The organism is Nonomuraea sp. GTA35 (assembly GCF_041950525.1).
Taxonomy (GTDB): domain Bacteria; phylum Actinomycetota; class Actinomycetes; order Streptosporangiales; family Streptosporangiaceae; genus Nonomuraea.
The window spans coordinates 1,049,935-1,064,685 of the sequence record NZ_JBGNUV010000002.1; the positions used below are offsets into that span (position 1 = coordinate 1,049,935).

Annotated in this window: 11 protein-coding genes; all 11 read right to left on the reverse strand. The window is 72.8% G+C overall.

Going from position 1 to position 14,751, the window contains the following annotated elements; translation table 11 throughout:
- Positions 1 to 37: 37 nt before the first annotated feature.
- Positions 38 to 1,435 carry a UDP-N-acetylmuramate--L-alanine ligase gene (murC, locus tag ACBJ32_RS11450; RefSeq protein ID WP_375126675.1) on the reverse strand — a complete coding sequence of 466 codons (1,398 nt, stop codon included), beginning with the start codon at positions 1,433 to 1,435 and terminating at the stop codon, positions 38 to 40.
- Entirely contained in the window at positions 1,432 to 2,508 is a 1,077-nt protein-coding gene (gene murG / locus ACBJ32_RS11455) for an undecaprenyldiphospho-muramoylpentapeptide beta-N-acetylglucosaminyltransferase (protein WP_375126676.1), read from the reverse strand. Before murG ends, murC begins: the two co-directional genes overlap by 4 nt.
- Before the next feature lie 12 nt (positions 2,509 to 2,520).
- Positions 2,521 to 3,810, reverse strand: coding sequence for a putative lipid II flippase FtsW (gene ftsW / locus ACBJ32_RS11460; protein WP_357866015.1), 1,290 nt, complete (start codon positions 3,808 to 3,810; stop codon positions 2,521 to 2,523).
- A complete protein-coding gene (gene murD, locus ACBJ32_RS11465) occupies positions 3,794 to 5,170 on the reverse strand; it encodes a UDP-N-acetylmuramoyl-L-alanine--D-glutamate ligase (RefSeq protein ID WP_375126677.1) in 1,377 nt (458 codons plus the stop codon). Before murD ends, ftsW begins: the two co-directional genes overlap by 17 nt.
- The gene (gene mraY, locus ACBJ32_RS11470) at positions 5,170 to 6,225 is read right to left on the reverse strand and encodes a phospho-N-acetylmuramoyl-pentapeptide-transferase (RefSeq protein WP_253746894.1); all 1,056 of its coding nucleotides are present in this window, start codon (positions 6,223 to 6,225) and stop codon (positions 5,170 to 5,172) included. Before mraY ends, murD begins: the two co-directional genes overlap by 1 nt.
- A complete protein-coding gene (gene murF / locus ACBJ32_RS11475; RefSeq protein WP_375126678.1) occupies positions 6,222 to 7,757 on the reverse strand; it encodes a UDP-N-acetylmuramoyl-tripeptide--D-alanyl-D-alanine ligase in 1,536 nt (511 codons plus the stop codon). Before murF ends, mraY begins: the two co-directional genes overlap by 4 nt.
- Positions 7,757 to 9,286 carry a UDP-N-acetylmuramoyl-L-alanyl-D-glutamate--2,6-diaminopimelate ligase gene (locus ACBJ32_RS11480; RefSeq protein ID WP_375126679.1) on the reverse strand — a complete coding sequence of 510 codons (1,530 nt, stop codon included), beginning with the start codon at positions 9,284 to 9,286 and terminating at the stop codon, positions 7,757 to 7,759. The genes murF and ACBJ32_RS11480 overlap by 1 nt, the downstream gene beginning before the upstream one ends.
- Before the next feature lie 40 nt (positions 9,287 to 9,326).
- Positions 9,327 to 11,933, reverse strand: a complete 2,607-nt coding sequence (locus tag ACBJ32_RS11485) for a penicillin-binding transpeptidase domain-containing protein (RefSeq protein WP_375126680.1) — start codon at positions 11,931 to 11,933, stop codon at positions 9,327 to 9,329.
- A complete protein-coding gene (locus ACBJ32_RS11490; RefSeq protein WP_375126681.1) occupies positions 11,930 to 12,775 on the reverse strand; it encodes a hypothetical protein in 846 nt (281 codons plus the stop codon). Before ACBJ32_RS11490 ends, ACBJ32_RS11485 begins: the two co-directional genes overlap by 4 nt.
- Positions 12,765 to 13,730: a 16S rRNA (cytosine(1402)-N(4))-methyltransferase RsmH gene (rsmH, locus tag ACBJ32_RS11495; protein WP_375126682.1), complete on the reverse strand. Its 966-nt coding sequence runs from the start codon at positions 13,728 to 13,730 to the stop codon at positions 12,765 to 12,767. Before rsmH ends, ACBJ32_RS11490 begins: the two co-directional genes overlap by 11 nt.
- Before the next feature lie 222 nt (positions 13,731 to 13,952).
- Positions 13,953 to 14,384: a division/cell wall cluster transcriptional repressor MraZ gene (gene mraZ, locus ACBJ32_RS11500; protein ID WP_185106715.1), complete on the reverse strand. Its 432-nt coding sequence runs from the start codon at positions 14,382 to 14,384 to the stop codon at positions 13,953 to 13,955.
- Positions 14,385 to 14,751 lie beyond the last annotated feature (367 nt).

Genomic DNA, 14,751 nt, shown 5'->3' on the forward strand with positions numbered 1-14,751 from the left:
GCACGGCACAGCCCGCGGCCGCGCGGGCCGGCCTCCGTCAGGACAGGCGGGCCACGATCTGCGGCCCCAGTTCCGTCACGTCACCGGCCCCCATCGTCAGCACGATGTCACCGGGCCGCGCCCGCTCGGCGACCATCCCCGGCACCGCGGACCGGTCCGGCGCGTACGCCACCCGCTCCGGCGGCAGCGGCACCCGCCCCGCCACCATGGCCCCCGACACCCCGGGCTCCGGATCCTCCCTGGCCCCGTAGACGTCGAGCACGATGGCCTCGTCGGCCAGCCCCAGAGCCATGCCGAACTCGTCGGCGAAGAAGCGGGTCCGCGAGTACAGGTGCGGCTGGAAGATCGCGATCACCCGCCCGGTGCCGGAGTAGGACGCCACGACGTCCCTGGCGGCCCGCAGGTCGGCGGTCAGCTCGGTCGGGTGGTGGGCGTAGCTGTCGAACACGGCGATGCCCCCGGCCTCGCCCTTGGCCTCGAAGCGCCGCTTGGCCCCGGTGAAGGCCCCCAGGCCCTCCCTGATCTCCTCGAACGGGAGCCCCAGCTCGTCGGCCACGGCGATCACCGCGGTGGCGTTGAGCGCGTTGTGAGCCCCGGGAACGGCCAGCCGGACCTCGCCCCTGCCCTCGATGGTGAAGACGGTGCCGAAGCCGTCGGGCCTGACGCCGGACACGCGGTAGTCGTCGCCCTCGGCGCCGTACGTCCGCACGCGCAGCCCCCGTTCCCTGGCCCGCCGCGCCAGCTCCGCCGCGCCGGGGTCGTCGGCGCAGACGATGAGCAGCGAGCCGACCCGCTCGGCGAAGCGGGCGAAGCTGTCGTGCACGGCCCGCGGGTCGCCGTAGTTGTCGAGGTGGTCGGCCTCGACGTTGGTCACCACGGCGATGTCGGGGGCGAGCATGAGGAAGGAGCCGTCGCTCTCGTCGGCCTCGGCCACGAACACCCGCCCCTGCCCGTCGTCGGCGCCGAGCCCGGTGGTGACGAGCTGGCCGCCCACGCAGTAGGACGGGTCGGCGCCGCACTTCTGCAGCGCCACGGTGAGCATCGAGGTGGTGGTGGTCTTGCCGTGGGTGCCGGCGATGGCGACCGCGGTGCGCCCGGCCATGACGGAGGCCAGCGCGGCGGCCCGCGGGATGATCCGCAGCCCCTGCTTGAGCGCCTCGCCCAGCTCGGGGTTGGAGTCGCGGATGGCGGTGGAGACGACCACGGTGTCGACGTCCCTGATGTGGGAGGCGGCGTGCCCGATGTGCACGGTGGCGCCCAGCTCGCGCAGCTCGGTGATCTGCTCGGAGCTGCGCGCGTCGCTGCCCGTCACCCGCACGCCGCGCTTGAGCAGGATGCGGGCGATCCCCGACATCCCGGCGCCGCCGATGCCGATGAAGTGCACCCGCCCCAGCTCTTCGACGGACACGGGATCGACCAGCTTCACGAGACTCATCGGGCTATCTCCAACACTTTCCTGGCAAGCATGATATCGGCGTCCTTCCTCCCCAGTCTGGAGGCGGCCTCCGACATGACGGCGACCCGCTCCGGGTCGTGGAGGATGGGCAGCACGTTGTGGATGATCCATTCGGGTGACAACTCGGCGTCGTCGACCAGGAGGCCGCCGCCGCCCGCGGCGATGCGCTCGGCGTTGATGCGCTGCTCGCCATTGCCGTACGGCAGCGGCACGTACGCGGCGGGCAGCCCCACCGCGGTCAGCTCCGCGCAGGTCAGCGCGCCGCTGCGGCACAGGGCCAGGTCGGCGGCGGCGTAGGCGAGGTCCATGCGGTCGATGTAGGGCAGCAGGACGTACTGCGGGTCGCCGGGCGGCGGCTCGTGCTCGACGGTGTTCTTCGGGCCCAGCACGTGCAGCACCTGCACGCCCGCCCGGCGCAGCACCGGGGCGGCGGCGAGCGCGGCCTCGTTGATCGACCTGGCGCCCTGCGAGCCGCCGAACACCAGCAGCGTCGGCCGGTCGTTCTCCAGCCCGAACCACGAGCGCGCCTTGTCGCCCGTGGACAGCCGGTCGAGCGTGACGATGTCGCGCCGCAGCGGCGTGCCGATGTACTCGGCCTTGGGCAGCGCCGCGTCGGGGAAGCCGCTGAACACGTGGTCGGTCAGCCGCGCGCCCAGCCGGTTGGCCAGGCCGGGGCGCGGGTTGGCCTCGTGCACGACGATCGGCACGCCGCGCCGCTTGGCCGCCAGGTAGGCGGGGGTCGCCACGTAACCGCCGAAACCGACCAGGACGTCGGCCTTGACCCGGTCGAGTATGCCCATGGTGGCGTTGATCGCCCCGGCCAGCCTGCCGGGCACGGTGAGCAGGCTCGGAGTGATCGCCCTGGGCAGCGGCACGGCCGGCACCAGCTCCAGCTCGTAGCCTCTGGCAGGCACGAGCCGCGTCTCCAAGCCGCGCTCCGTGCCCACGCAGGTGATGCCGACGCTCCCGTCAAGATGACGCAGCGCGTCCGCAAGGGCGAGCGCGGGCTCGATGTGCCCGGCTGTCCCCCCACCGGCGAGGACCACCCTCATCTCGGTCACTCCCTAACGTGTCGCTCGGCCTCTGGACGTACCCCCCAGGCCAAGCCAGCTTAGGGCCCGGGCGGCCGGTCCGGGGCCACGAGCCGCCAAGGCCTCACGCGCGCCTGGCTCGCGCTTGGCGAACGACAGCAGCATGCCGAGCGCGGCGAGCGTGGGCAGCAGCGCGGAGCCGCCGTACGAGACCAGAGGGAGGGGGATGCCGGTGATCGGCAGCACGCCGAGCACGGCACCCATGTTGACGGTCGCCTGCCCGACGATCCAGGCCACCATGGCTGCGGCGGAGAGCCTGATAAAGGCGTCGTTGACGCGGACGGCCACGCGCAGCCCCGCGTAACCGAGCAGCCCGAACAGCGCCACCACCATCAGCGTGCCCATCAGCCCGAGCTCCTCGCCGACGATGGCGAAGATGAAGTCGCTCTCGCCGTGCGGCAGCCAGCTCCACTTCTGCCGGCTGCTGCCCAGGCCCAGCCCGAACCAGCTCCCGGAGCCCATCGCGATCTGCCCCTGCACGGCCTGGTAGCCGGCGCCCTGCGCGTCGGCCCACGGGTCGAGGAAGGCGCCGATGCGCGCCATCCGGTACGGCTCCACCTTGATCATGATGACCGCGGCCAGCACCGCCAGCGCCATGATGCCGCCGAACAGCTTGACCGGCGCCCCCACCACCCACAGCAGCGACAGGAAGATCATGAACAGCACCAGCGTGGTGCCCAGGTCGCGGCCGAGCATGACCATGACGGCCAGGATCGCGGTGCCGGGCATGAGCGGGATCAGCATCTGCCGCCACTCGATGCGGCCCTGCCGCGCCCGCCTGGCCAGCAGGTCGGCGCCCCACAGGACGAGCCCCAGCTTGGCCGGCTCGGACGGCTGGATGGTCAGCGGGCCGATGTAGATCCACCGCTGCGCGCCCAGCTCCGAGGAGCCGATGAACAGCACCATGACCAGCGCGATGATCGACAGCGCCATCAGCGGGTAGCCGGCCCAGCGGAAGAACTTGACGGGCAGGCGCGAGCACACGTACATGACGGGCACGCCGATCGCGGCCGACAGCGACTGCTTGATGAACCACGAGAACGGGCTGCCGGTCTTCTGCAGCGCCTCGATGCTGGAGGCCGACAGCACCATCATCAGCCCGAGCGCGAGCAGCAGCGCGCTGCACATGATGATCAGGTAGTAGGTGGTCAGCGGCCGGTCGAGCAGCTCCTTCAGCACGCCGAGCTGCTCGCGCGCCCAGCCCTGCGGGCCCTCACGGGCGGGGGCGGGCGGCCGGACCCGTTCCTCAGCGCTCGTGCTCATGTCGCTGCTTCAGTTCACGTACGGCACGCGCGAAGGCCTCCCCCCGCGCCGGATAGTTCGCGAACATGTCGAGGGAAGCCCCCGCCGGGGAGAGCAGCACGGTGTCCCCGGGGGAGGCCAGCCGCGCGGCTTCGGTGACGACTTTTTCCATCGCACCAGTGTCCCGATCGGGGATGTCCACGAGGGGGACATTCGGCGCGTGTCGCGCAATGGCTTCGGCGATCCTGGCACGATCGGCGCCCAGCAGCACCGCGCCGCGCAGCCTGGGGGCGGCCTGGCGTACCAGGTCGTCGACGTCGGCGCCCTTGAGCAGCCCGCCCGCCACCCACACCACCGACGGGTACGACGCCAGCGCCGCCGCGGCGGCGTGCGGGTTGGTGGCCTTGGAGTCGTCGATGTAGTCGACCTCGCCGATCCGGTCCACGTGGGCCAGCCGGTGCGGGTCGGGCACGAAGTCGCGCAGCCCCTGGCGCACGGCCTCGGACGGCACGCCGAGCGAGCGGGCCAGGGCGGCGGCGGCCAGCGCGTTGGCCACGTTGTGCGGCGCGAAGGGACGGACGTCCTCCAGCGTCGCCAGCTCCTCGGCCGCCTCGACCGGGTCGGCCACGAACGCCCGGTCCACCAGCAGGTCCTCCACCACGCCGATCTCGCCCCGCCTGGGCACGCGCAGCGTGAACCCGACGGCGCCGGGGTACGGCGCGGCCAGCCGGGTGGCCTCGGGGTCGTCGGCGTTGAAGATCACGGTGCCGGCCCGCTCGTAGATGCGGCCCTTGGCGGCGGCGTACGCCTCCATGGACCCGTGCCAGTCGAGGTGATCGGGCGCCACGTTCAGGATGGCCGCCGCGTGCGGGGCCAGCGTGCCGGACCAGTGGAGCTGGAAACTGGACAGCTCGACGGCCAGCACGTCGTACGGCTCGGCGACGGCCTGCACGACGGGCACGCCCACGTTCCCCACGGCCAGCGCCTTGCGGCCGTCGGCCTGCAGGATGGCGGTGAGCATGCGTACCGCGGTGGTCTTGCCGTTGGTGCCGGTGAGCGCCAGCCAGGGCGCGGCCTGCGCGGGCCGCAGCCGCCAGGCCAGCTCCACCTCGCCGACGACCTCGACCCCGGCGCTCAGCGCGGCGGCGATCAGCGGATGGTGCGGCGCCCACCCGGTGGTGACCACCCGCGTCACCCCTTCGGGCAGCGCCATCTCGCCGAACCGGGTCTCCACGCCGAGCCGGGCGAGCTCGGCCGCGGCGGCGAGCTGCCGCTCGCCCTCCGTGGACTCGACGACCACGACCCGCTCGCCGCGCGCGGCCAGCACCCTGGCGACGGCGGTGCCGGACACTCCGAGCCCGGCCACACAGGTGTAACTCATTACTTGGGCATCCACTCCACGTAGAACAGCCCGAGCCCGAGCGCCGCGCACAGGATCGCGATCAGCCAGAAGCGGACCACGATCGTGGTCTCGGCCCAGCCCTTGAGCTCGAAGTGATGCTGCAGGGGGGCCATTCTGAACACGCGTTTGCCGGTCATCTTGAAGGACCCGACCTGGATGATGACCGACAGCGTGATGATCACGCACAGACCGGCGAGGATGATGAGCAGGAGCTGGGTGCGGGTGGCGATGGCCAGCCCGGCCAGCACGCCGCCCAGGGCCAGCGAGCCGGTGTCGCCCATGAAGATGCGGGCGGGCGGCGCGTTCCACCACAGGAACCCGATCAGCGCCCCGAGCACGGCGGCGGCCACCACGGACAGGTCGAGCGGGTCCCGTACCCAGTAGCAGTTGGGGCCGAGCTGGTCGATGCAGTTGTTGCGCAGCTGCCAGTTGCCGATCAGCACGTACGCGGCCAGCACGGCGCCGGTCGCGCCGCTGGCCAGGCCGTCGAGACCGTCGGTGAGGTTCACCGCGTTGGAGAACCCGACGATCATGATGAGCACCCAGATGGTGAACCCGACGATGCCGATCGACGGGCCGATGTCGCGCAGGAACGACACGCGGGTCTCGGCGGGGGTGATGCCGTAGACGTTCGGCTGGCGGGTCACCAGGACGGCGAAGACGGCGCCGACGACGAGCTGGCCGAGCGCCTTGGCGCCGCTGCGCAGGCCGAGGCTGCGCTGCTTGTAGATCTTGATGAAGTCGTCGAGGAAGCCGACCGCGCCCAGCCCGGTCATCAGGAAGAGCACCAGCATGCCCGACACGGTCGGGGGCTCCAGCGTGGCCAGGTGGGAGGCTCCGTAGGCGAGCAGCGCGGCCAGCACGAACACGATGCCGCCCATCGTGGGCGTGCCCTTCTTGCCGAGGTGGGCCTGCACGCCCTCCTCGCGGACGTTCTGGCCGATGCCACGCCTCGAGAACAGCCTGATCGCCAGGGGGGTGCCGAGCATCGACAGGACCAGTCCCACCGCGCCGGCGATGACGATGTTGATCACTGGGTGGCACCTCCGAGCACGAGCTCGGCCGTCCGCTCCAGACCCATCGCCCTCGGTCCCTTGATCAGCACGGCGTCACCGGGCCGCAGCCACGCGGCCAGCTGCGCCGCCGCCGCCTCGGCGTCGGGCACGTGCACGATCCGCACCGGCTGCCCGTGACCGGGCTGCCCGTGGTACGCGGGCGCCCCCGGGGGCGCGCCGTCCGGCGCCTGCCATCCGCCCTGCGCCGCGCCGGGCGGCACCTGCGCGGGCCCGGCGGGCGGCTGCGCGGGCCCCGCGGGCGCCTGCGGAGCGCTCGCCTGGGCGGCGGCGTGGGCGCCCGCCAGGACCGGCTCGGCGTCCGGCCCGGCGACGACGAGCCCCGCGAGCCCCGCCCCACCGGCCAGCCGGCCGAGCTCGGCGTTGAGCGCGGGCCCGTCCTCGCCCAGCTCCCGCAGCGCCGCGATGACCGCGAAGCGCCGCCGTCCCTTCCCCAGCACCTCGAACGCCGAGAAGGCGGCCTTCATGGAGTCGGGGTTGGCGTTGTACGCGTCGTTGACCACGGTGACCCCGTCGCCCCGGTCGGTGACCTCCATCCGCCACCGGCTGCGCGCGGTGGCCTCCGACAGCTCCTCGGCGATCGTGGCCACCGGCAGGCCGAGCTCGTACCCGGCCGCCGCCGCGGCGAGCGCGTTCTCGACCGCGTGCTCCCCGTACAGCTGCAGCGACACGTGCGCGGCCCCGGACGGGGTGCGCAGCGTGAACGAGGCGCGCCCGCGCGCGTCGACCACGACCCCCTCGGCCCTGATCGACGCCGACTCCCCGCGCCCGAAGTAGGTGACCCGCGCCTCGGTGCGCGTGGCCATGCCGCGCACCAGCGGGTCGTCGGCGTTGAGCACCGCCACGCCCGAGCGCGGCAGCGACTCGACCAGCTCCCCCTTGGCCTTGGCGATGGCCTCCTTGCCGCCGAACACGCCGAGGTGCGCGGTGCCGACGTTGAGCACCACGCCGATCTGCGGCGGCGCGATGCGGGTCAGCTCCTTGATGTGGCCGATGTTGCGCGCGGCCAGCTCCAGCACCATGAACCGGGTGTCGAGGTCGGCGCGCAGCACGGTCAGCGGGTGGCCGAGCTCGTTGTTGAAGCTGCCCTGGGGCGCGATGGTGGCGCCGACCCTGGCGGTGAGCCGGGCCAGCAGGTCCTTGGTGCTGGTCTTGCCGGCCGAGCCGGTCACGCCGATGACGGTGACGTCCGACAGCGTACGGACCTGCGCGGCGGCCAGCTCGGCCAGCGCGGCGGCGGCGTCGGGCACGATCACCGCGGGCGCCTCGACCGGCCTGGTGGCCAGCACGGCGACGGCTCCGGCCCGGATGGCGTGCGCGGCGTAGTCGTGACCGTCGACCCGCGCGCCCTTGATGGCGACGAACAGGGATCCCGGTTCTACGGCCCGCGAGTCGATCACGACGGGCCCGCGCACCACCGCGCGGGGATCGGCCATGCCCGACAGGGCGCCCGAGGTTATCTCGGCGATCCTGGCCAGCGGCAACGGGATCATTAGTGCTTCCTGCTTTCCTTGCGTGCGTCGATCGCTCCGGCGACCACTTCGCGGTCGTCGAAGGGGATCACCTCGCCTGAAACGTACTGGCCCTGCTCGTGACCCTTGCCTGCTACGACGATCACGTCGCCGCGCCCGGCCCGGGCGATCGCCAGGCCGATGGCGGCCGCGCGGTCGGGCTCAATGATCACATGAGCGCGGTCGTGCTGCGGAACGCGGAGCGCTCCCTCCATCATCGTCGCGAGGATGGCCAGCGGATCCTCCGAGCGAGGATTGTCGCTCGTGAAAATGGCCACATCCGCCAGCTCGGCGGAGATCTGGCCCATGACGGGCCGTTTGCCCTTGTCGCGGTCGCCGCCGCAGCCGAGCACGATCGTCAGCGTGCCCTCCGTGACCGTACGCAGCGAGCGCAGCACCGACTCCACGGCCCCCGGCTTGTGCGAGTAGTCCACGACGGCCTGGAAGTCGTCCTGGGCGCCCGTGACGCGCTGCATGCGCCCCGGAACCCCGCTCAGCGTGCCGACGCCGTGCACGGCCGTGTGCAGCGGCACCCCGGCCTCGACGAGCGTGACGATGGCGCCGAGCGCGTTGGCCACGTTGAACGGGCCGGGCAGCGCGACGCTCGCGTCGGCCTCGACGCCGCCGGGCCCGACCACCCGGAAGACGCTGCCGTCGGAGCCGAGCCTGGCGTCCACCGCCCGCCACTCGGCCTCCGGGTCGCCCAGCGCCGAGAACGTGGTCATCGGCACCTTCGCCAGGTCGAGCAGCTCGCGTCCGTAGCGGTCGTCGAGGTTGGTCACCCCGGCGCGGCTCAGCTCCGGCTGGAACAGCTTCACCTTGGTCGCGAAGTAGTCCTCGAAGTCCTTGTGGAAGTCGAGGTGGTCCTGCGACAGGTTCGTGAACAGGGCGACGTCGTAGTAGATGCCGTCGACCCTGCCGAGCGCGAGCGCGTGGCTGGAGACCTCCATGGCGGCCGCGGTGACGCCCTCCTCGCGCATCAGCGCGAACAGGCCGTGCAGGTCGCTGGCCTCCGGCGTGGTCAGCGTGGGCTGGAAGCGCAGGTCTCCCGCGTGGATCTCCACGCCGCCCACCAGACCCGCCCGGTGCCCGGCGGCCCGCAGGCCCGCCTCCAGCATGAACGTGGTGGTGGACTTGCCGCTGGTGCCCGTGACGCCGAGGACCTGGATGTCGTGGGCCGGCTGCCCGTACACCCAGGAGGAGATCTGCCCGAGCAGGGCGCGCGGGTCGGGCACGATGAGCACGGGCAGGCCGGTGGCCACGGCCGCGTCGCGGCCCGCCCGGTCGGTGAGCACGGCCACGGCGCCGCCGGCCATCGCGTCGGCGGCGAACGTGGCGCCGTGGACCCGGTTGCCGGGCAGCGCTACGTACAGGTCGCCGCGTCTGACGTTGCGGCTGTCGATGGTGACGCCGGTCAGCGCGGCATGAGGCGACCGCGCAGTGCCCGAATCGGCGTCGAGCATGGTCGCGAGCCCGGTCAGCGGGCGAGGCGGGCTGGTCGTGGGACGCATAGACGACGGGGGACGCACGGCGAGAGCGTACCTTCCCTGGTCACTGTCCGGCGCGCGTACGCACCGTCGGCGCGGCGGAGCCTGTGGCAGGAATCTTCTTGCTCTTGATGGCGAACGTCATCACATCCTTGAACACGGGGGCCGCCAACTGCCCGCCGAAGTGGCCCTTCTTCGGGTTCTGCAGCACCGACAGCACCACCAGCCGCGGCTTGTCGGCCGGGGCGAACCCGACGAACGAGGCGGTGTAACCGTCGTAGCGGCCGAGCTCGGCGTCGTACCGGTTGGCCGTGCCCGTCTTGCCCGCCACCCGGTAGCCGTCGATGGCCGCGAGCTGGCCCGTGCCCTCCTCGCCCACCGCGCTCTCCAGCATGGTCGTGATCTCCTTGGCCGTCGTCTCGCTCACCACTCTGGTCTGCTTACCAGCAGGAGCCGGGACGAACCTGCCCGTGGCGTCCGTCGTGCCCGCCACGATCTGCGGCTCGATCTTCACGCCGCCGTTGGCGATGGTCTGGTAGACGCTCGCCATCTGCAGCGCCGTCACGGAAACGCCCTGCCCGTAGGCGACCGTGCAGCTCTGGCTGCCCGACCACTTGCGGTAGTCGGGCAGCAGGCCCGCCTCCGCGCTGGGCACGCCGCCGCCCGGCGTGGAGCCGAACCCGAACGCCTTCAGCATCTCGTACAGCTTCTGGCTGCCGACCTTGCGCGCCGCCATGACCGTGGCCACGTTACTGGACTGGGCCATCGCCTGGCGGAACGTCAGCGCCTCCACCTTGTGCGCGTGGGCGTCGCGCAGCACCTGGTCGGCACACCTGATCCGGTCGGGCACCTGGTAGACGGTGTCGGGCGTCACCGCCTTGGCCTCCAGCGCGGCGGCGGCGGTGATCACCTTGTTGGTGCTGCCCGGCTCGAACACGTCCGCGGCGGCCTTGTTGACGTATCTGGACTCGGGGGCCTTGCGCCAGTTGTTCAGGTCGAGCTCGGGGGCGTTGGCCATGGCGACGATCTGGGCCGTCTGCACGTCCATGACGATCACGGTGCCGCTGTCGGCCCCGGACTTCTGCACCTGCTCGCCGATCGACTTCTGGGCGGCCCACTGGATGTCGCGGTCGATGGTCAGCCGCACGTCCTGGCCGTCGACGGGCGCGGTGCGCTGGCTGCTGGTCATCGGGATGCGCTGGCCGTCGCGGCCGGTCTCGACGCGCTGCTCGCCGTCACGCCCGGCCAGCAGCGAGTTCCTGGCCTGCTCCATGCCGCCCAGGCCGTTGCCCTCGTCGCCGACGAACCCGATCAGGCTGCCCGCCAGGTCGCCCGCCGGGTACAGCCGCTTGTAGGTCTTCTTCGTCGACAGCGCGGGCACGCGCGCCTGCAGCAGGCGCGTGGCCACGACGGGATCGACGTCCCTGGCCAGGAGCTGGTAGTGGGTGCCGGTCCTGGCCAGCTTGGCGACGATCTCCTGCTCGTCCTTGCCGAGCTGCTGGGCCAGGACCTTGGCGATCTTCGCGCGCACGTCGGCCGGCACCTTGGAGGGGTCGATCGACACCTCGCGGGCCTCGACGGTGACGGCCAGGTCGTGGCCGTTGACGTCGGTGATCGAGCCGCGCTTGGCCGGGATCGTCTCGGTGTGCCGGCGCTGGTCGGCCGCGGCGGCCTCGTACACCTTGGAGTCGAGGCCCTGCATCTGGATCAGCCGACCGGCGAAGATCGACAGGATGAACGTCATGCCGATCAGGCCGAAGTTGATCCGCCTGCGCGGGCTGCCCAGCCGCAGCACCAGCGGCGGGCGCGGCGGCCTGGGCGGCGGCCTGCGCGGGCCCCTGGGCGGCGGCACGTCCCCGCCGCGCCGGGCCACCCGCTCGCGCGCCTCCGGCCGGGAGCTCCCCGGCTGGGCACGGCGCGGCGGCCCTGCCTCACGCCGCGCGCCGGCCCCGCGGGCCGCGGCGCCTCCGGAACCGGCGCCCCCGGACGCCGCGGGCCGGTCGCCGGCCCGCTCGCCCGCGCGACCGCGGGCACGCTCGTCCCGCCCCTGCACGCGGCCCCTGAGCCGCTCGTCGTCCTCAGCGCTCCGGGAGCCGCGCCCCCTGGGCCGGTCGGTGTCCTCGCGCCCCTGGGCGCCGCGCCCGCGCGGGGGGTCGCCCTCGTCGCGCCCTCTCGGGCGCTCACCGTCGCGGGGCCTCCTGCGGGTATCGTCCCCGGCCTCCGGGCGCGAGCGGCCGCGGGCGCCGTCGTCCCGGGTGCGGGGACGTTCGCCGTCGGGCTGCCGCGAGCGGCCGCGGGCGTCGTCCGCGGGCTCCTGGCGGGAGCGGCCGCGCGCCTCCTCGCCGGGGTCACGCCCTGCCCGGCCGCGCGCGTTGTCGCCGGGGTCACGCCCCGGCCGGTCGCGGCCGTCGTCGCGGCCGTCGTCGCGCCCGAACGTGTCACGTCCGAACGGCAGGTCGAGGGGGTCGCGCGGGCGTCGCGGCGGGTTCTCCGGCGACGCCGGACGGCCCGCCCCGTCGGAACGGCCCCCGTCGGAGCGGGAGGCGCCGCCCTGGCGCCCCGCCCGCCCCGGACCTCCCGGCGTACGACGAGCGGCGCCTGGCCCTCCCTGAGAGCCGGCGCCGCCAGCGCCGCGGCCGGGACCCTGCCCCCTGCCGCCTGAATCCCTCACCGCTCCGTGTCCACCCGGTTCGCCTGGTCGCCGGCGCTGCTCCAGCTGTCGACCTCGTCCCAGTTGCGGCCGTAGCCCTGCTTCTCGGCCAGGTCGGCGATGACTCCGGGCTGGGTCTTGCGCTGGTACTCCTGGTCGATCTGCTCGTTCTGCAGCCGCGCCTCGGCGATCTGCTTGCGCAGGGTGGCGTCGGTGATGGCGTCCTGGGCGAGCATGGTGTTGAGCAGCAGCAGGCTCACCAGGCCGCCGCAGAGCAGCCCGACGACGAGCAGCACGAACGGCGCCCGCTGCCGGCGCGCGGGACCGCGCCGCGCCGCGGGACGGCCCGCGGCCGCCTCGGCACGCGAGCGCCCGCCGACCGGCCGCTTGGCGGCGGCCTGGTCACGCACCCGCTCGACGACCGGTGTCGCGCGGCCCGTGCCCCGCGCCCGCTCAGCGGCCGGCGCCTCGCCACCGGCGGCCTCACGCACCCGCTCACCCGTCTCGCGAACGGCGGCACCGCGCACCCGGCCGGCGGCCTCACGCACCCGCCCAGCCGTCTCGCGAACGGTGGCACCGCGCACCCGCCCAGCGGCCTCACGAGCACCGGCGGCGCCGCGCGCGCGGCCGGTGGCGGGCGCCGTGCCGTCAGCCTCGGCCCGCGCGCGCTCGTCGGCCGGCCGCCTGCCGGCGGCCTCGGCGCGGGCCCGTTCGGCGGCCGAGCGCTTGGCCTCCGGCTCGTGCCGCGTGTCGGGACGGGGACGCGGTTTGGGCTGCTGCCCCGTCGCCGAGCGGCGCGTGCCCGTCTTGGGCACGGCGCGGCGGCCGGGCGAACCCTTGCCGGTCTCCTGCTCAGTCGTCAACACGGATCCTCTCTGCCGCCCGTAGCCGGGCCGAGGCCGCCCGCGGGTTGCGGGCGAGCTCTTCGTCGCTTGGGAGCTCCGCTCCCCTCGTCAGCAGGCGGAACCTCGGCTGGTGAGCCGGTAGCGGGACGGGCAGCCCGGGAGGACTGGTGTCCCTGGTTCGCGCCGTGAGGGCCTGCTTGGTGAGCCGGTCCTCGAGTGAGTGGTAGGAGAGCACGACGACTCTCCCGCCGAGCACCAGCGCGTCGAGGGCCGCAGGGAGCGCCGCCTCCAGGGCGGACAGCTCCGCGTTCACCTCGATGCGCAGCGCCTGGAAAGTCCGTTTGGCCGGGTTGCCCCCGGTGCGCCGGGTCGCGGCGGGGATCGCCTCTCGGACGATGTCCGCCAGCCGCTTCGTAGACGTTATTGCCTCTTTGGCCCGTTCCTTGATGATCAGCCCCGCGACACGCGGGGCGAATCTCTCCTCGCCGTAGTCGCGCAGGATGCGCGTCAGCTCCGCGGCGCTGTAGGTGTTGACCACCTGCTCGGCCGTCAGCTCCTGCGAGGTGTCCATGCGCATGTCGAGCGGCGCGTCGTAGGAGTAGGCGAACCCGCGGCCGGCCTCGTCGAGCTGCGGCGAGGAGACGCCCAGGTCGAACAGCGCCCCGTTGATCGCGGTGCGGCCCGTGCGGGCGAGCACGTCCGCCAGGTCCTCGGAGGAGGCGTGGACCAGGGTGATCCTGTCCGCGTACGGGCTGAGCCTGCGCGTGGAGAAGTCGATGGCGAAGGGGTCGCGGTCGATCCCGATCAGATGCAGCCCTGGGTGGGCGGCGAGCAGGGCCTCCGAGTGGCCACCGAGGCCGAGGTTGGCATCGACGACGACCGGATCGGGCACCGAGAGCGCGGGGCCCAGCAGCTCCAGAACGCGCTCGAGCAGCACCGGAACGTGACCGCCCGTGCCGACGTCGTCACTCATCTCCAACCCCCCTCTCGCGTCCTTGCTCGCGGATGACGCGTTCATCGATCGTTCGCCGGTCCTTCCCTGGGTCCCCACCCGGAGCCGCCCGGCCAGGTCCCCATCCGCACCCTCTTCGTGGACGCCCGCCATCTGACACCGGGGAAGGTGCATCAGCTGGCGGACAGTGGTTGCGGGTGGAGACCTCGCCGAACGACATCACCGACGGATCGACCGTGGTCACTACAAGATCCCTGGCAGCACCTCCTCCGACAGCTCGGAAAACGCCTGCTCCTGCGCGCTGAGATAGGTGTCCCAGGCCTGTGCGTCCCAGATCTCCAGCCGGGTGTTGGCCCCGATGACGACGCAGTCACGTTCCAGCCCCGCGTACTGGCGGAGGCTCTGCGGGATCGTGATGCGCCCTTGCTTGTCTGGTTTCTCGTCGGACGCGCTGGCGAAGAAGACGCGGCTGTAGTCACGCACCGCCTTGGCGGTGACCGGGGCGGTGCTGAGAGCCTCGGTTATGCGCTGGAACTCCTCCACGGGAAACACGTAGAGGCATCGCTCCTGGCCTTTGGTGATCACAAGACCCTCCGCCAGCTCCTCACGGTACTTAGCCGGCAGGAACAGCCGTCCCTTGTCGTCCAGACGCGGTTGATGGGTGCCGAGGAACACCGGCCCCACCTCCCGTGCCTCGTGAAGCGCTCAGCGCTGGTGCACCGGGCCCTCCACTGCGCACCACCATACTCCACTTCTCCCCACCGTCAACTGATTCGAACCGTCTTCATCATCAGTTTCCGTTGCGTTACCGCAGGTCAGAGCGATGGAGCGGGGTGGGGGGCGGGGCGCGGGGGGTCAACCCTCATGGGCGTGTCGAGGGTTCGAAAGCCCGTGGAAATAGGACCTGGAGGGACCGGGGAGTCGCCGGGTGGTGGAAAGTGGGGCGCTCCGTGGGCTCCGCTGTGTCACTGGATTGGCACTGCCATGCCACAAGAACAGGAACTTTGCCGGTGTTCGCTGGAATATCCGCAAATGTCGCTCA

Excerpts from the sequence above, each read along its gene's own strand:
- murC (WP_375126675.1), bottom strand. The coding sequence starts at position 1,435 with ATGAGTCTCGTGAAGCTGGTCGATCCCGTGTCCGTCGAAGAGCTGGGG.
- murG (WP_375126676.1), bottom strand. The coding sequence starts at position 2,508 with ATGAGGGTGGTCCTCGCCGGTGGGGGGACAGCCGGGCACATCGAGCCC.
- ftsW (WP_357866015.1), bottom strand. The coding sequence starts at position 3,810 with ATGAGCACGAGCGCTGAGGAACGGGTCCGGCCGCCCGCCCCCGCCCGT.
- murD (WP_375126677.1), bottom strand. The coding sequence starts at position 5,170 with ATGAGTTACACCTGTGTGGCCGGGCTCGGAGTGTCCGGCACCGCCGTC.
- murF (WP_375126678.1), bottom strand. The coding sequence starts at position 7,757 with ATGATCCCGTTGCCGCTGGCCAGGATCGCCGAGATAACCTCGGGCGCC.
- ACBJ32_RS11480 (WP_375126679.1), bottom strand. The coding sequence starts at position 9,286 with ATGCGTCCCACGACCAGCCCGCCTCGCCCGCTGACCGGGCTCGCGACC.
- rsmH (WP_375126682.1), bottom strand. The coding sequence starts at position 13,730 with ATGAGTGACGACGTCGGCACGGGCGGTCACGTTCCGGTGCTGCTCGAG.